Source organism: Cohnella hashimotonis (genome assembly GCF_030014955.1).
Taxonomy (GTDB): Bacteria; Bacillota; Bacilli; order Paenibacillales; family Paenibacillaceae; genus Cohnella; species Cohnella hashimotonis.
This window is the reverse complement of record NZ_JAGRPV010000001.1, coordinates 2,127,701-2,144,588: the sequence shown is the minus strand read 5'-3', so window position 1 is coordinate 2,144,588 and position 16,888 is coordinate 2,127,701. Positions and strand designations below refer to the sequence as shown.

Sequence of the window (16,888 nt, the reverse complement as noted above, 5' to 3'; positions counted from 1 at the left end):
TTCCCTGCTCCCCGATTAACGGTTCGCTTTAAACGCCCGGTACTCCTTCGGCGTGATGCCGGTGTATGACTTGAATACCGAGACGAAATATTTGTACTCCTTGTAGCCGACGCGCTCAGCGATCTCAAACACCTTATCGTGCGTCGTGGCCAGCAAATGCTTGGCATGGTCAATTCGAAACTCATTCAAGTATTCCTTGAAGCTTTTGCCAGTGCTTTGTTTGAACAGCAAGCTGAAATAGCCCGGCGTAATTTTCAGCCAGCCCGCAACCTCCGAAGCTTTCAGATCCTGGTCATAATTTCCCGTCATGTACTGCTTCGCTTTCTCGATAATCCAATGCGACTTGTCGAGACCGTTCAGATCGATCAAGCGAATCAATTGCCGCATCTCTTCCACGGCGATCGCTTCGATGGCGGCGTACGAGTTGTTCGCATGAAGGTCGATCGGCGAATGGCGGCCATGCTCCAGATCCGTCAGACCGCTCTGGCGCAGCCGCTGACGCAGCAGGGCAAGCAATTCGTCATAGATCTGCACCGCTTCCGGCAGCAATCTTCGCTCGGCGGCCAGCGACGCGAACATCTCGTGGACGAGCGCAGCGACCTGGGCCGCGTCCTGCTTGAACAAGAACGAGACCAGCCTGTCCAGGATGGCCTTGCAGTCGTAATCCGATTTGGGTCGATCCTTCGATAATAACAAGCGGTCTTCGGGCAGCAGCGCCGCCCGGTCGGTCAGATCGTGCCATTGCAGCAGCTCCCTGGCCTCGGCGCTCGCGGAAGCCGTCTGCTCCAGCCTCGTAAAGGAAGCGCTGACCGCGCAATAAAGCTTCCCCGCTCCGGTCCACGCCTCCATCGTCTCTTCAAGCAGCCGGCTCGCCGGCTCCTCTTCCAGGTGATGATCCGACATCGCTAGCGTATAGAGTACGTTCCGATGATCGAATACGGCGACGCTGCGAATATCGCGGGCCGTCAATTTCCCCTGGATCAACGCCAGCCATTTTCTCTGAATGTCGCGATATTCGTCTTCCGGCATACCGGAATAAAGCGCGGCGAAATCGGACAATTGACTGACGATCATGCGGAAGGACTCGGCATTCATCGATTGCGGCGGCGCCGGCGGCTCGGCGGAAGGAGACGACCGCAGCACCGCGGACAACCACAGCGCTTCCTCGTCCCCGTTCGAGGACGGCTCCGCCTCTCCCAGCTCGGCCACGATCCCCTTCACCACCTGCACCAGTTCGTCGACGTCGACGGGCTTGAGCAAGTAGTCCGTGACGCCAAGCCGCATCGCTTGCCTGGCATATTCGAAATGCTCATACCCGCTGATCATCACGACCCGTACGCGAGGGAACTCCCGCTTCAGCCGTTCCGTCAGCTGCAGTCCGTCCATCTCTTCCATCCGAATATCCGTCAGCACGATGTACGCGCCATGCTCGCGCATCAGCTGCAAGGCTTCTTCTCCATCGTAAGCGACGCCGACGACTTCGACGCCAAGCGATTCCCAGTCAATCGTGAGCCGCAGGCCTTCGCAGATGACCGGTTCGTCATCGACGATCAGCATTTTCGTTTTATATCCGTTTGTTGCCGTCATCTTCGCTCTCACCGCCGTCCGTCCTGTTGGGAATTTTCAATCGGATCAGAGTGCCGTCAGGCGTACTGGATACGATCTCCAGCCCGGAGCCTTCGCCGAAATAAATCGAGAGCCGCTCCTGAATGTTGCTTAACGCGCCGGAGCTTCCTTCGTCCGTGCGCCCTCTCCGAAGCGCTTGACGAATCGCTTCCAGCTTGTCTGGCTCGATGCCGCGTCCGTTGTCCTGAACGTCCACCCAGACTTCTTCCGCCACGCCATAGCATTTGACGGTAATCCGGTTGACGGCACGGCCACGATTGCGTCCGTGCTTCAGGAAGTTCTCGACCAAGGGCTGAATGGTCGTTTTCAGCATCGGCGCCGCAGCGATGGAAGCATCCATGAAGAGCGAATACCGGAAGGTGTGTCCAAGCCGCCGCTCCTGCAAATACAAGTACGATTGGACGAATTCCAATTCCTGTTGAACGGTCGTTACGTAGCTGCCCTTGTTCGGCGCCGAGCGGAAAAACCTGGACAGCATTTCGATCAGCTGGCTTGTTTTTCCCGCTTTCTCCAGCCGGGCCGTCCAACGGATCATGTCCAGCGTATTATATAAAAAATGGGGATCCATTTGATTTTGCAGCAGTCTGAGCTCGGATTCCCGCTCCCGCAGCTCGAGCTTGTACTTATGCTCGATAAGCTCCTGAATCGTGAGCACCATATCGTTGAATTTGCGGTTCAGCTCGGATATTTCATCATTCGACTCGATCGGCACCCGTGCCGTAAAATCGCCCAGCTTAACGCGATTCGTTTCGTTTTTGAGCCGCAGAATCGGCCTGATGATCGTATACTGGAACCCGACAAGCGCGCTAATGCCGAGCAGCAGCATGGCAGCCAGAATGACCGCCATCACGCTTCGAACGTTCGCCGTTTCCTGATTGACGATCGATTCGGGAATCATCGCGACGATGCTCCATCCCGTATTATCCATCGGCCGGTAAAAAGCCATATAGCTCCTGTTATCGACCCTGTATTTCATATAGCTTGCGTTCCCGTTAGCGAACGCCTCCATCAGGTCGTGCGGATCGAAGCTCGCGGGCACCGAATTGTCGGAACGCAGCACCTGCTGGCCTTCCGCGCCGATAACGAACACTTGGCCCGATTTTTTGTACAGCCCCTTCTCCAGCAGCTCGATAAGGCTGTCTTCATCCAGGCGAATGACGAGATTGGCTTGCGGCCGCGTGATCTGGCTGAACGCATTGAGTATGCGCACGAGCGACACGACGCGGAATTCCCCGTTCCAGCCGCTCTGCACCGCATAGCCGTCCGTCCAGACGATACCGCCTTTCCGGAGGGCGGCCTTGTCCAGCCATTTTCCCTCGTCGGCCAGGACGGGCTCCCCCATATCGATACGATGGCCGTTGAACCCTTCGATGCTGATGGAGCGAATATATTTTTTCGAGAATAGATGAAAGGTGAGCATGCCCTCGATCGCCCGCTTCAGGTTCTCGGACCGTTCGTTGCTCAGCTCGGGCCACGGCCGTAAATATTCGTTCAGGTCTGGACTGAGGATCATGTAGTCGGCGATATCCTCGACGGTGGACGTCTGTTCTTCCAATTGACTGACCACGCTGTCGAGGTTGCGAATCGTCGTATCCTTGAACTGCTTGCTCAAGATTTGGTTAAACTGAAGCTGGACGATCACGCCCACGCCCAAGGTCGGAAGGATGACCAGGAGCAGGAAAATGATGACCGCTTTTCGTTTAAGTCCAAAGCTTCGAGTTCTTCGGGAATACCTTCGCATAACACCCTCCCCGGATGTCCGGACGCCTGTTCCTATTCGCTAGCCTTTTACCGCTCCGGCTGTCATGCCTGTAACGAGCTGCTTCTGGAGCAGCAAATAGAAAATGATGATCGGCACGAGCGCAATCGCAAGCGCGGACATCTGGAGCGTCATGCTCGCCGTCTCGACGCCGACGAAGTTGGCCAAGCCGAGCGGCAGCGTCTTGAGCGCTTCCGAGCTGATCAACACCAAGGCGAATAAATATTCGTTCCAGTTATAGATGAAGTTCAAGATGATGACAGTCGCCATGGCCGGCCTCGCAATAGGCAGTATAATCGACCAGAAGATCCGGTATACGCCGGCACCGTCCATGACGCCGGATTCCTCCAGGTCCTTCGGCAAGCCTTGCATGAAGCCTTCGAGGATGAAGATCGTCAACGATAGATGGAATGCCGTATAAGGCAGTATAAGCGACCAGTACGTATCCAGCAAACCGATATTTTTCATGATCAGGAAGATCGGGATCAGCGTGGCGTGGATCGGCACCAGCATGCCCAGAAGAAAGATCGCGAACGTAGATTTGCGGAACCGAAATTTAAACCGGGCCAAAAAGAACGCCGTCAGCGAGCCGAGCAGCACCGTGATGATCAGCGAACCGAACGTAATGATCAGACTGTTCATGAAATAGGTGTCCATGTTCGCGATATCCCAGGCTTTGGCGTAATTCTCGAAATGCAGCTTCGTCGGCAAGGAAAACGGACTCGCCGCGTATTCCGGTTCCGTCTTGAACGAATCGACGATCATATAGAAGAGGGGGACGATATTGAATAACGCAAATGCGCTTAAAAAAACATACGTCAGCACCCGAAACCAATTCGAATTGTTGCTCAATGCGATTCCCCCTTTCATTAAATCTCTTTTTCTCGTCCCAGACGGTTAACCAAGCTTACGACGATCAGGCTGAACAGCAGGATCAGCATCGATGCCGCGCTGCCGTATCCGAATTGCCTGCTGACGAAGGCATGGTTGTACATGTAGATGGTCATGACTTCCGTCATATGGGCGGGGCCGCCTCCCGTCAGGATTTGCACGAGATCGAATACCCGGAACGAATTGCTGATGCTGTAGACGACGGCCACGAGAATCGTGGAGCGAATCATCGGGATCGTAATGCGGAACACGCGTCTGAGCCCGGTCGCGCCGTCCAGCTCCGCCGCCTCGTTGACCTCGCCCGGAATGTTCTGGAGCGCAGCGAGGAATATGACCATATAAAGCCCGCAATTTTGCCAAATGTAAGCCAGGCTGACGGAATACATCGAGATCGACGTGTCGCCGAGCCAATTGCGCTGCCAGCTGTCCAGGCCGAAAAACCCGAGCAGCGCGTTCATAAATCCGTATTCCGAGTTGTAAATCATCCCCCAGATCAAAGAGACCATAACGGAGGAAATGACAACGGGCATGAAGCCGACCGTTCTGAAGAAGGTGGAGCCCCTCATCTTGCGGTTTAACAGCAGCGCCAGCAACAGGCCCAGCGGAATCTGGCCGATCAAGCCCGTCACCATGATGATGATGTTATTTTTTACCGAGAGCCAAAAAACGGAGTCGTTAAAGATTCGGACATAATTGTCGAAGCCGACGGCCGATTTGGCCGAAATGCCGTCCCAATTGAAGAACGAGTAATACAGCGAAACGAAGATCGGGATGATGGCAATGCCTATATAGATGAGCAATGCGGGAAGCATGCCGAAGAAGATGGCGGCTCTTGTTCCCTTTAACGTATTCATTTTGTCGCCTCCGTTTCTTCGCGGCAGCATCTTTTTCGTCTGAACGGAGAAAACCCGCAGCACGGGTTTTCTCCATCGCCTTTTAAGTTAAAAATCAAACCGGTCAGCCGGCCGTTTTACTTGAGGGCGTCAAGCGCGGCCTGCGTTTTCTTGGCAACGTCTTGCGGCGTCCCCTGCTTGATGGTCAGCGCTTGAAGACCGTTCTCGAATTCCTTGGAGGGCTGGGTCGGGATGACCGAGTCGAACACGCGAGTCGAGCCGTTGCTGGTGAGCTTCATCAATTCTTCCAGGAACGGATTGATCTCGCCTTCGCCCGCCACGTTCTTTTTCGTCGGAACCATGATGCCCGCCTTGGACAAATCCTTGTACAGATCCTCGTTCACGAAGTACTTCATGAACTCGAGCGCCGCGTCCTGCTTCTCCTTGCTCAGCCCGCTTTTGATCGCGATACCGAATTGAGGCACGCCGGCCGCCTTCTTGGGATCGCCCTTGCCGCCCGGCACGCTCGGGAACAACGCGATGCCGAATTTGCTGCCGTTCGGGTTATCGATGCGGATTCTGGCATTCACGGTTGCCGACGTAATGTGCATGGCCGCTTTTTCTTGAATGAAGTAGTCCTGCGCCTGGACCGAATCCATGTTGTTCGCGTCCGAGTTGAAGGCCTCCAGCTTGGTCAATTCGTCAATGACCGCAACGGCTTTGACGAAGTCCTCGTCGGTGAATTTTGCCTTGCCGTCCACGACGTTCTGCAGGAAGTCGTCGCCTGCGAAGCGCTGCGTCAACGTGGACATATACGAGGATTGGAGCGGCCATTGCTCTTTGTTGCCGAGGGAGATCGGCGTGAGCTTCGCCGCTTTTAATTTCTTGATCGCATCGATCCACTCTTCGTAAGTAGCCGGGAACGTATCGTATCCGACTTTGGAGAACATTTCCTTATTGTAATAAATGATATCGACGAAATTTTGCTTGGTCGGCACGGCATATTGATTGCCGTTCTTGTTGAAGCCGGCCAGCGCATCTTCCCGTACGAGCTCGTTCCAGTTGGACATTTGATCGTTCAGCGGCAGCAGCAGATCGCCGCTTACCAGCGGGTCAAGGTCCGCGCCGGGCCATACGACGTCGATATCGGCCAGATTGTTGCCCGCGGCGAGCGTGAACAGCTTCGTCTTGTATTGCGCCGCAGCCACGCCGTCCTGATTGATCTTGATATTCGGATGCTCCGCTTCGAACGCGGCGATGCGAGCTTTGTATACATCGTTATCCGCATTCGGCGATGTCCACGGATGCATCATCGTCAACGTTACGGTTCCCTTGCCTCCGGCGTCGCTCGACGAAGCGCCCTCCCCGTTGTTCGCGTCGTTCGAATTGCCGCAGGCGGCCGTTGCCAAAGCCAGCGTCGTTGCCACGGAGAGCAGTGCGACTCCCTTGATGCCTTTTCTCTTTTTCATGGGCAAACCCTCTTTTCTGCATTTTTATAACATATAATGTTCGTTTATTTCCCACTCTATGTTATTCATTTAGTATAAAGCGTTATCATAAAGCCCTGAATCCCACAAACTTACGATAACATCCGATTTTTTAAATTAAGCCCGATCTTTTTCGTTCAGCACATAGTCGACAATCTCGTTCAGCGGAACGGTAGCGAGCGCGATGGCCGTATCCGTAACGCCGTAGTAGATATACAGGAGACCGTCCTTCACTACGTTGCCCGTCGGGAAGATGACATTCGGGATCTGATAGCCGAATTTCTCGTAATAGGTTTCAGGTTCCATAATAAAATGGTTCGTTCTGGCAATGATCTTCTCGGGATTGTCGAGGTCCAGCAGCAACGCACCGACGCGATAGACGGTATCGTAGTCCACGCCATGGTACAGAACCAGCCAGCCTTTATCCGTTCGCACCGGGGGTGTGGAGCCGCCGATCTTCTTCTGCTCCCATGCTTCCGGACCTGCCGTGGCCAGCAGCTTCGGCTCTTCCCAATGGATCAAGTCTTCCGAATAGCTGATCCACATGGCCGCTTGCTTCGTCCCGTAGGCCTCGCCGACATACTCTTCGGGCCTGCGAAGCAGCGCGAACTTGCCGTTAATCTTCTCGGGGAACAGAATATTGTCGCGATCGTTGATCTCCAGCGGCGTCGTATCGCACAAGTAGTCCCAATGGATTAAATCTTTGGAGGTCAATATGCCCGAGCGGGTCCGCCAGTGCACTTCTTCCTCGCCCCAGCCGTCCGGGTATTGAGGAATGGATCGTTCCGGTATGCCCGTGCCCGTCGGATAATAATTCATGGCGCAAGGACGCAGCGCATAATTCAAGTAAAACGTATCGTCGATCTTGACGATGCGCGGATCCTGCACGCTGCCGTAAGGAAAGCCGAGCATGTCCGGCGTAACGACCGGCTCGTCCAGCACATGCTTGAAGTGGACGCCGTCCTCGCTTTCCAGCAGGCCCAAGAAGTTTTTGCAAGGCGTCAAAGAGCCTGCCGTACGTTCGATCATATAAAATTTTCCATTATCGATGATGACGGCGGGATTGAATACGGTTGCTTTTCTCCACTCGAATAATCCGGGAACGACGATCGGATTCTCGGGATGTCTCGTAATGTTAAGCATGACTACCTCCTGGAATGACTGATGATGGCCTGGACAGTTCGCATTTCGTAATCATTATAGCGCTGCCGGCTTGGACAAAATATCCGACAGGTTTCAGAAAACGTCCGATAATTGCGAATGATTGCGTTTTTCCTGGAAGCAAGTATGCTCCCATCCGTAGAATCGCAACCTCCTTATCCTTGCCCTGCGCATGCAAAAAAAGCCATGGCGTCTCATCCATGGCTTCTTCGCAAGCTGCTGACTACAGTGATATTTCTCTACCCAGCGCGGCGGATCGATAGAGGGCGTCCATCACTTCGGACGTGGTCATGACCTGATCGATATTCGCCCGGCCCTTGATGCCCGAAGCGGCGGAGCGCAGGAAATCGTCGATCTCCGAGGCGAACTTGTCCGACTTGGCGAACGACGGGCTCGTCTCCAGCAGCATGCCGTCCTTGGCGCCGTATACCTTGAAGTCGCCGCTGCCGTAATCGAGCTTGACGCCGGCCTTGTCGCCCAGAAATTCCACGAACATCGCGGATTCCCCGATATTTTGCGCCCATGCCCCGTTGAGGCTGATCGTCGGCCCCGTCGTACGAACCAGGCCGGTTACAAAATCCTCCACGTCGTACGTGCCGTTATAATTCGGCGGACCGGCCCACATATTCACATACGCGTAGGCCTTCATGTCCTTCGCCAGCTCGCCGTAAATTTCACCGGATACGGTCCGAATGTCTGGCTGTCCCAGACTGTAGAAGATGAGGTCGAGGAAGTGGACGCCCCAGTCGATCAATACGCCGCCGCCCGACTTCGCCTTCGTCGTGAACGGTCCGCCCAGTCCCGGAATCGACCGATGCGAGCGGAAGGAGCAGTAGACATGATACACGCGTCCCAGCTCGCCGCCTTCGATCATGTCCTTGATCCGGTTGACTCCCGCAGCGTAGCGATTGACGACGCCGATGTTCAATATACGGCCGTTGCGGTCGGCAGCCGCCTTCATCTCGCGGACTTGCTCCATGTTCAGCGCGGCCGGCTTCTCGCAGAGCACATGCTTGCCGGCGTTCAGGCAATCGATGGCGATCGGCGCATGCGTGTCGTTCGGCGTGCAGATCGATACGGCTTCGATCTCGTCGTCTTCCAGGATCGCCCTGTAGTCCGCGGACGTATGGGGCACGCCGAATTCGGCTGCGAGCGCGCGTGCGCGCTCCTCCAACGGATCGACGAGCATTTTGATATCGGCCTTGTCGATGTCGTGATAATGCTGAATATGCTGGGTTCTGGCGATCATGCCGCAGCCAATGACGGCTACTTTTAATTTGCTCATTCGTGTATCCCTCCGGATCGATTGTCATGATGCCAGCATACCACGGCGAGGGTCACGCGAATTTAGCCGGATTCGCCATTTTATTAGACCTGATTTGCGCTTGTCGCGATGGACTGGTATTCGGTAGGGGAGATGCCGAAGTGCAGGCGGAACGCTTTGCTGAACGAATGAATCGATTGATAGCGGAGCTTGTCCGCGATCTGAGTAACCGTCAGCCGACCTTCGCGCAGCAGCTTGACGGCTTGCTCGAATCGCTTACGATTGTAATACTCCTGAATCGTAAGCCCCATTTCTTTGGAAAATTGATGCGACAAATAGGAGTAGCTGTAGTGCAGCTCCTCCGCCATCGCGCCGAGCTCCGTCATTCGAAGCCAATTGTCTTCGATGTATCGGATTACGTCGTGGACCGGCTTCGTCATCTCCTTGCCCTGCAGCATCGGCGAATACGCCGTCTCCCGGCTGTCGTGGAAGCTGCGGTAGGCCAGCACGATGAGCTGCTGCAAGTACGAGCCGATCATGAAGGAGGAATAGCTCTTCAGATTGACCAGCTCTTTGAAAATGCCTGCGAACGGCGCTTCGATGCCCAGCATGTTCGATACGACGGGCTGCGTCGTCTGATCGAACATTTTCCGGATCGGCTCCAATGACGGCGCCCCGCCCGCCTCGCCCACCTCACCCGCATCGCCTTCCGCAAAGTCGAACCCGACATAATAGTACCGGAACGGATCGTCATCGTCCGCCCGGCAGGCGTGCACCTCCCCCGGGACGTTAAGCACGATGTCGCCTTCCTTGACCGGATGGGACGTCCCGCCGGCCTTGAGCCATCCCCGGCCGGAGACGATGTAGGTGAGCTCATAGCAAATCTGCTCGTGCTCGTTAACGACGTAGCCGCCTTGACAGCTTAAATCCCCAACCTGGAAGAGATCAATCGATCCGAACCGCTGCGGGTTCTCGAAATAAATATGGTCGAAATGAAAATCGATTCGATTGTCTTTCTGTTCATACGTCACTTCTTGGTCCATCGTATCCCCTCTCGGCCCGGCGCGCCTTTTCCAAGGGCTCCCGCAGCGAGTGCTTGCTTTTTACTAATCACCTTAAGCGCACGATCGCCAGGAGTCAAGATGAGTCCGATCATCCCTTAGTTCTCCTTTTGAACGCTATTTCTCCTCGTTTCCTTCTGCCCCTCCACGCCGCCTCTCGCTGCATGCATGCTCCGAAATTGCCTTGGCGTTTGCCCGGTGATACGCTTAAACAGCCGGTTAAAATGCTTAATATCCTCGTATCCCGCCACCCTTGCAATAGCTGAGATCTTCTCGTTCGTCGCGAGCAGCAGGTCGCAGCATAACTCGACACGCAGCTTGTTCACATAATCGGTATAGCTCATCCCTGTACGAGCCGCAAACTGGCGCCTGAACTGTCTCTCGCTGAAACCAGCCATTGCGGCCAAATCCCGCATGCGCACCGGTTTAATCGGCTCACGACGAAGCAGGTTCAGCACCGATTCAAGCGCATCTTCTCCGAACCGTGATGCCCCACCTTCCACTGCCATGTCATTTTCTTTAGAGCGCCTGATAAGAAGCATCAGCTTCACCAACTCGGCTTGCATAACATCATTCGAGTCCGGACGTTTTACGCTATTTTCTTCGAACAGCGTATTGAAGATCCGCTGAAAGGAGCCATCCTTATCCTTGCAGTGCAGCCAAGCCTGCTCCGGATAACGAGCGAAAATGAACCGGAGCATCTCTTCATCTCCCGCAAAAAAACTGCTTAGCGGTTGACTGAGCGAACCGTCGAACAAGCAGTTGTACACGATCAAGTGGCCGGCGTCCGGCCCGGCATGCGAAGGCCGAAACACGTGCGACACCCCGATCGGCAAAAAGAAAAGATCTCCTTTCGACACAGGCAAAAACTGTTCCTCGATATACTGAAACCCCGTTCCTTCGCTCACATAGTTGATCTCTACAAACTCGTGATCGTGATGCCACATCCCGAACGACTCTTGCACCCGATTGATAAAAACAGGATATTCCGGCGACAGAAATTCGGCAGCGGTTGTCGTATAGACGAAAGGTTTGATACTCATGCGCGCACCCTTTTTTTCGTGTTTAACGTCCGATTACACCTTATATATCGTCCGAATAAGCCTCAAATTTCGATTAACCTCTAGTGTATAGTAATTATTGAAATTTGCAATCGGGGAGGGCAGTAAACGTTGAGCGATCACGCAGCTATCGAAGCGGTATGGGTCTGGATGGAAGAACGGCAGGTCATCCAGAACGAGCAGGTGCACGAGCAAATCTATTTCCGCAGAAGCTTTGTGCTGGATCGTTTAGAAGAGGCGACGTTGCAGTTGAAGGTTTCTGCAGACAGCAGATATCGTCTGTATGTCAATGGCATCCCGGTATCACGCGGACCCGCCAAAGGCGACCACCAAACCTATTATTATGAAGAAGTCGACTGCACCACCTTCTTGCGCGAAGGCCAAAATGTAATCGCTGCCCATGTCGTACACTATGACGGCAGAGAAGGTCCGGTTTCCGTCTGGAGATCGAGTCGCGGAGGCTTTTTGCTTTCCGGTGAGGTGTTGGACCAAAAGGGCCAATCTATTTTGACGCTGCATACGGACGAGCGTTGGCGTTGTCTTCAGGAAACGGCGATCGCCTATGATGTCTCGGATGCGGATACCGCGTTTGTAGGCGGTACGGAACGCGTGGACGGCCGCAATCTCGCGCACAACTGGTATACGGCGGAATACGACGATTGCGACTGGCATTTTGCCGTCAAAATTAGCGAACGTGAAAATCCCGTAATCGGCCATTTCTCGCCATGGTATCTTGCTCCGCGTCCGATTCCGCCGCTTTATGAGACGAATCGCGCGTTCATTCCGTCCGCCGGCCCGTACGATATCGGAAAGCCCATCGCGATCGGCCCTCATCAAAACTTTAAACTCGAGCTTGATACGGGCGAGATGACGACCGGCTACCCCATTCTTCGGCTTAGCAGCGGAAAAAACGCAAGCGTAAAGCTTTTATACGCGGAATGCTATCAGCAAATCGATCCGGCAACGGGTGTATTCGTTAAAGGAATCAGAAACGATACGACCGGCGTACTGATCGGCAATTTTGATCTCTATACAGTCGGCGGACATGGTTCCGCAGATCAACCGGAATGTTACGAACCTTTCCTATTCCGGACATTCCGGTACATTTCGCTTGAGGTGGAGACCGCTGGGGAAGCGCTGACCATCCAATCTTTTCATTATAGAGAAACAGGCTATCCGCTGGAGGTCAAAGCGAGCTTCACCAGCTCCGACGTCAGCTTGCAGCCGCTCTGGAACATCAGCATCAACACGCTCAAGCGCTGCATGCACGAGACGTACGAAGACTGTCCTTATTTCGAGCAATTGCAGTACGCGATGGATACGCGATTGCAGGCTCTGTTTACTTACCAGCTAAGCGCCGATGACCGTCTGGCCCGGAAGGCCATCTATGATTTTCATTGCTCCCGGCTGCCTAACGGGATGCTCCAGAGCAGATATCCGTCGATGCTGCAGCAGGTGATTCCAGGCTTTTCGCTCTATTGGATTATGATGGTCCACGATCATTACCGTTATTTTGGAGATTTGACGCTGGTGAGGACCTATCTGCCCACGATTGACGGGATTCTGGAATGGTTCCATCAACGAATAGCTTCCGATGGACTGCTGGATCAAATGCCCCCGGAATATTGGTCCTATGTGGATTGGGTAGACGAGTGGCGCGAACTAAGCGGCGTACCGACGGCTTCAAAGGAAGGCAGCATGGTCATCTATAATCTGATGTACGCCGCATCGTTGAAGCTGGCCGCCGAGCTTCAGGACGCGTTAGGCAGAAACGGAACTGGCGACGACTACAGGTCTCGCGCAACGGCGCTAATTGAAGCCGTCAACCAAACCAGCTATTCGGAAGCTGCCGGACTTTATCAGGATGCCCCTCAGGCGAAGCTGTACAGCCAGCATGCACAGATCTGGGCCGTACTAGCCGGCGCCGTCCAGGGAGAAGCTGCCAGGCAACTGATCGAGCGTATGCTTGCCAACCAATCGTTGTCTAAAGTATCCTACGCCATGTCATTTTTCTTGTTCCGCGCGCTCGAGGAGATCGATTCCTACGATCTATCCTTCTCTCTTTGGGACACCTGGAGGGACCTGGCTGCGCTCGGACTCACATCGTGGGTGGAGGATCCCGTCAGTCAGCGCAGCGATTGTCATGCCTGGGGCGCTGTGCCTATCTATGAATTCAGCGCCAAAATATTGGGCGTATCGCCTGCCACCCCAGGCTATACCACGATTAAAGTCGCACCGCAGCCGGGCAAGCTGACATACGCGTCCGGAGATGTCGCGACACCGCAGGGAGTCGTACATGTCGCATGGGAATTGAGCGATGGGAAGCAGTTCAAATTGACCGTATCGACTAGCGCCGTTGCGCAGCTGGAGGTTGTTCTTCCGGATCAATCCGTACATGTTCGTCAAGGCAGGGAAGAATTTCATTTCTCTTGCAAACTGCCATAAACGCATAACCGCCGCTTAATCCTCTCGAGGAAGCGTCGCCGGACTTTCCTATCATACAGGCTGATAGGGATATGACTTGACGGTATGATAACCATTCTAGAAGGGGGATTTAAATGTTCACAAAAAAAGGAATGAAAACGTTTTCGAAGTTGACGGTCTCTTCGGTCGTACTTGCCATGGTTCTAGCTGCTTGTGGAGACAATGAAAACACGAATTCGTCCGGCGCTTCCAGCGGCAGTACAGTCAGCGGAGAAAAAGTAAAACTTAGAATGATCGAAAGCTTGACCTCTGATACCCGCACGGCCGAGCTCCAAAAGATGATCGACGCTTTTAAGAAAGCCAATTCCAATATCGATGTTGAATTGATCTCGCCTCCTTTCGACCAAGCAGACAACAAGATCCGTACGATGCTCTCCGCCAAAGAAGATATCGATATCGTCGAAGCCCGTGACCTCAACGTAGCGGAATTCGTCAACAACGGATATCTTGAACCGCTTAACGAATATACGAAAAACTGGAGCGAGTTCTCCACGGTAACGAAAACAGCTCTTGACGTCGGCAGCATCGGCGACAAGCTGTACTTCATCTCCAACGGCCTCTATCAGCGTCAAATGTTTTACCGCGCCGATTGGCTGAAAGATGCGGGAATCGCCGTACCGAAGACCTACCAGGAGCTGGTCGATGCCTCGATCAAGCTGACCGACAAGTCCAAGAACCGTTACGGCTTCTCGTTCCGCGGCGGCCCTGGCGCGAACTCCGTGCCGGACACGATGGTTCTGGCTTACAACGGCGCTAACGTCAACACGAGCGACGCGATGTTCCTGAACGACGGCAAGTCGATCTATTCTTCCCCCGAAGCGAAGCAAGCGCTCGACCTGTACCTGAAGCTCTTTAAGGAAGGCTCGCCTGCAGACTCCGTCGGCTGGGGCTTCTCCGAGCAAGTACAAGCGTTCACTTCCGGCGTGACGGCCTTCCTGCTTCAGGATCCCGACGTTATCAACACGCTGAAGGATGGCATGGAAGAAGGAACCTGGGCGACCGCGCCGATGCCGACCGGCCCGAGCGGCGTCGCGCTGATCAGCGCCGGCGGCGCGGGATGGGGCATTACGTCCTTCTCCACCAAGAAGGAAGCGGCTTGGAAGCTGATCGAATTCCTGAGCTCCAACGAGCAGAACGTCGAATGGTCCAAGAGCTACGGCACGATTCCGATCCACAGCACCGCGACCGAGGACGCATACTTCAATGACGGTCCTTACAAGACGCTGCTGGATATGACGGCCGATCCCAAGACGTTCGTCAACTACAAGCCTCCGTTCAACTACCCGGCGAACAGCAAGTTCGGCACGGTGTCCATGGAGACCGGTCAACAAATGCTGCTCGGCAAGGCGACCGTAGAAGAAACGCTGGCCAAGTGGGACAAGTTCTGGGTCGATGCGAAAGCGGAACTTGGCGCGAAATAAGCTGCAGAGCGACTGTTAACCACAAAGGGAATATGGCGGGCGCTTGCGCTGCGTGCCATATTCCCTGCATTATAAGGCGGTGACTTCGAATGAAACAGCGTACTTTTATTTGGCTCAGCCTATTTCCCGCATTTCTGCTGCTCGCCGTCTTCACGTTTTATCCGTTCCTGCGCGGCGTGATCATGGCCTTTCAGAATTACGAATTGTTCAACCTCAACAACGTCGATTTCGTCGGACTCCAGAATTTCGAGACGGCTTTCCGCGACAGCAAGTTTCTCACCGCGCTTCAGAACAGCGTATATTGGGTCTTCTTCTCGCTCGTCTTTCAGTTCTTTATCGGACTTGCGCTCGCGCTTATGCTCAAGAAGCAATTCCGCGGACGCGGCGTCTATCAGGGCTTCGTATTCTACTCCTGGGCGCTGTCCGGGTTCCTGATCGGCCTGATCTGGAAGTGGCTGTTCAATTCCCAATACGGCGTCATCAACGACCTGCTGCTTAAGACCGGCATCATCCACGAGCGGATCGGCTTCTTATCGGACCCGCATTGGGCCATGTTCTCGGTCATCGTCGCGAACGTATGGTACGGCATCGCCTTCTTCGCCATCATGCTGCTTGCCGCCCTCCAGTCCGTGCCCGGCGAATTGTACGAAGCGGCCGATATCGACGGCGCCAACGCGTTCCGCCAGTTTTTTAACGTGACCCTGCCCTATATTATGCCGACGATCATCGCCACGACGCTGCTGCGCGTGATCTGGATTTTCAACGACCCGACGCTCATCTACGGGATGACCAACGGCGGTCCCGCCGGGAGCACGCATGTGCTGTCCTCCCTCCTCATGGAAAAGCTGCTCGCCGGCAATTACGGCATGGCGTCCGCGATCGGCGTCATCATGCTCGCGATTCTGATGCTGTACACGATTTTCTACCTGTTCGTGACGAAGTCCGAGAAAGTGGGTGACTTCTGATGGCCGTCAAAGCGACCCTCAAGGGATTAAAGATCTTCTATCTGGCGCTGCACCTGGCCGTGGTCGTATTCCCGCTGTACTGGATCGTCATCACGGCCTTCAAGCCCAAAGGCGACATCTTCAAGCTGCCGATCTCGTATTGGCCGACTCACTTTTCTCTCAGTAACTTCGACCGCATCTTTACGGTTTCCAAGTTTCATGTGTATATCATGAACAGCTTGATCGTGTCGATCGTGTCCGCCGTCGCCGTCATCGTCATCTCGATTTTGTGCGCGTACGTCATGGCGCGCTTCTCGTTCCGCGGCCACAAGCAGATCATGCTCGCGTTTTTCCTCACGCAGATGCTGCCGGGCTTCGTATCGCTGGCGCCGCTGTACCTGATGATGTCGGACATGGGGCTGACGAACACGCGGATGTCGCTCATCCTGCTGTACACGACGGGCTCCATCGCCTTCTCGACCATTATGCTCAGAGGCTTCTTCCAGCGCATACCAGCCAGTCTCGAGGAAGCGGCGATGATCGACGGCTGCTCGCGGACTACGTCGCTGTTCCGCATCATTATCCCGGTCATGCTGCCGGGGATCGCTTCAACGTTTATATTCGCCTTCGTTCAGAACTGGAACGAGTTGTTCCAGGCCGTCATGTTCATCGATACGAATTCGCTGAAGACGCTGCCGGTCGGGATGAATTCGTTCGTGCTGAAGTTCGATATCGATTGGGGATCCATGTCAGCCGGAACCGTCATCTCTGTTATCCCTACGATCATCATGTTCGCCTTCGCCCAGCGCTATATCGTCGAGGGCTTGACGCAAGGGGCAGAGAAGGGCTAAATGGGCACAGCGGTATGAACCTGTCCTGGAACGGCGGTCTTTGTA

Annotated in this window: 13 protein-coding genes; 4 read left to right on the top strand and 9 right to left on the bottom strand. The window is 54.5% G+C overall.

Features of this window, described 5'->3' with window-relative positions:
* Positions 1-15: 15 nt before the first annotated feature.
* From KB449_RS08480 to KB449_RS08440, 9 genes are all read right to left on the bottom strand, one after another.
* Positions 16-1,599, bottom strand: a complete 1,584-nt coding sequence (locus KB449_RS08480) for a response regulator (RefSeq protein WP_282907954.1) — start codon at positions 1,597-1,599, stop codon at positions 16-18.
* Positions 1,565-3,367 carry a cache domain-containing sensor histidine kinase gene (locus KB449_RS08475; RefSeq protein WP_282907953.1) on the bottom strand — a complete coding sequence of 601 codons (1,803 nt, stop codon included), beginning with the start codon at positions 3,365-3,367 and terminating at the stop codon, positions 1,565-1,567. Before KB449_RS08475 ends, KB449_RS08480 begins: the two co-directional genes overlap by 35 nt.
* A gap of 39 nt (positions 3,368-3,406) precedes the next feature.
* Complete coding sequence (locus KB449_RS08470) at positions 3,407-4,237, bottom strand: carbohydrate ABC transporter permease (RefSeq protein WP_254639158.1); 831 nt, start codon at positions 4,235-4,237, stop codon at positions 3,407-3,409.
* 17 nt (positions 4,238-4,254) lie between these two features.
* On the bottom strand, positions 4,255-5,130 hold the full coding sequence (locus KB449_RS08465; RefSeq protein ID WP_282907952.1) for a carbohydrate ABC transporter permease: 876 nt from the start codon (positions 5,128-5,130) through the stop codon (positions 4,255-4,257).
* 116 nt (positions 5,131-5,246) lie between these two features.
* Entirely contained in the window at positions 5,247-6,578 is a 1,332-nt protein-coding gene (locus tag KB449_RS08460; protein ID WP_282907951.1) for an extracellular solute-binding protein, read from the bottom strand.
* 135 nt (positions 6,579-6,713) lie between these two features.
* Entirely contained in the window at positions 6,714-7,739 is a 1,026-nt protein-coding gene (locus KB449_RS08455) for a glycoside hydrolase family 130 protein (protein WP_282907950.1), read from the bottom strand.
* Between the two features lie 241 nt (positions 7,740-7,980).
* Positions 7,981-9,042 carry a Gfo/Idh/MocA family protein gene (locus tag KB449_RS08450; protein WP_282907949.1) on the bottom strand — a complete coding sequence of 354 codons (1,062 nt, stop codon included), beginning with the start codon at positions 9,040-9,042 and terminating at the stop codon, positions 7,981-7,983.
* Between the two features lie 83 nt (positions 9,043-9,125).
* Positions 9,126-10,064 carry an AraC family transcriptional regulator gene (locus KB449_RS08445; RefSeq protein WP_282907948.1) on the bottom strand — a complete coding sequence of 313 codons (939 nt, stop codon included), beginning with the start codon at positions 10,062-10,064 and terminating at the stop codon, positions 9,126-9,128.
* Positions 10,065-10,180: 116 nt separating this feature from the next.
* Complete coding sequence (locus KB449_RS08440) at positions 10,181-11,029, bottom strand: AraC family transcriptional regulator (protein ID WP_282907947.1); 849 nt, start codon at positions 11,027-11,029, stop codon at positions 10,181-10,183.
* A 225-nt stretch (positions 11,030-11,254) separates the two neighbouring features.
* Here KB449_RS08440 and KB449_RS08435 point away from each other — a divergent pair, with 225 nt between their 5' ends.
* The 4 genes from KB449_RS08435 to KB449_RS08420 all read left to right on the top strand — a co-directional run bounded on the left by KB449_RS08435 (position 11,255) and on the right by KB449_RS08420 (position 16,843).
* Positions 11,255-13,588: an alpha-L-rhamnosidase-related protein gene (locus KB449_RS08435; RefSeq protein WP_282907946.1), complete on the top strand. Its 2,334-nt coding sequence runs from the start codon at positions 11,255-11,257 to the stop codon at positions 13,586-13,588.
* Between the two features lie 113 nt (positions 13,589-13,701).
* A complete protein-coding gene (locus KB449_RS08430; protein ID WP_282907945.1) occupies positions 13,702-15,048 on the top strand; it encodes an ABC transporter substrate-binding protein in 1,347 nt (448 codons plus the stop codon).
* 89 nt (positions 15,049-15,137) lie between these two features.
* On the top strand, positions 15,138-16,013 hold the full coding sequence (locus KB449_RS08425; protein ID WP_282906612.1) for a carbohydrate ABC transporter permease: 876 nt from the start codon (positions 15,138-15,140) through the stop codon (positions 16,011-16,013).
* A complete protein-coding gene (locus tag KB449_RS08420) occupies positions 16,013-16,843 on the top strand; it encodes a carbohydrate ABC transporter permease (protein ID WP_282907944.1) in 831 nt (276 codons plus the stop codon). Before KB449_RS08425 ends, KB449_RS08420 begins: the two co-directional genes overlap by 1 nt.
* Positions 16,844-16,888 lie beyond the last annotated feature (45 nt).

Bases quoted from the DNA above. Each gene is read 5' to 3' on its own strand.
- KB449_RS08475 (WP_282907953.1), bottom strand. From the start codon at position 3,367: ATGCGAAGGTATTCCCGAAGAACTCGAAGCTTTGGACTTAAACGAAAA.
- KB449_RS08465 (WP_282907952.1), bottom strand. From the start codon at position 5,130: ATGAATACGTTAAAGGGAACAAGAGCCGCCATCTTCTTCGGCATGCTT.
- KB449_RS08460 (WP_282907951.1), bottom strand. From the start codon at position 6,578: ATGAAAAAGAGAAAAGGCATCAAGGGAGTCGCACTGCTCTCCGTGGCA.
- KB449_RS08455 (WP_282907950.1), bottom strand. From the start codon at position 7,739: ATGCTTAACATTACGAGACATCCCGAGAATCCGATCGTCGTTCCCGGA.
- KB449_RS08450 (WP_282907949.1), bottom strand. From the start codon at position 9,042: ATGAGCAAATTAAAAGTAGCCGTCATTGGCTGCGGCATGATCGCCAGA.
- KB449_RS08445 (WP_282907948.1), bottom strand. From the start codon at position 10,064: ATGGACCAAGAAGTGACGTATGAACAGAAAGACAATCGAATCGATTTT.
- KB449_RS08440 (WP_282907947.1), bottom strand. From the start codon at position 11,029: ATGTGGCATCACGATCACGAGTTTGTAGAGATCAACTATGTGAGCGAA.
- KB449_RS08430 (WP_282907945.1), top strand. From the start codon at position 13,702: ATGTTCACAAAAAAAGGAATGAAAACGTTTTCGAAGTTGACGGTCTCT.
- KB449_RS08425 (WP_282906612.1), top strand. From the start codon at position 15,138: ATGAAACAGCGTACTTTTATTTGGCTCAGCCTATTTCCCGCATTTCTG.
- KB449_RS08420 (WP_282907944.1), top strand. From the start codon at position 16,013: ATGGCCGTCAAAGCGACCCTCAAGGGATTAAAGATCTTCTATCTGGCG.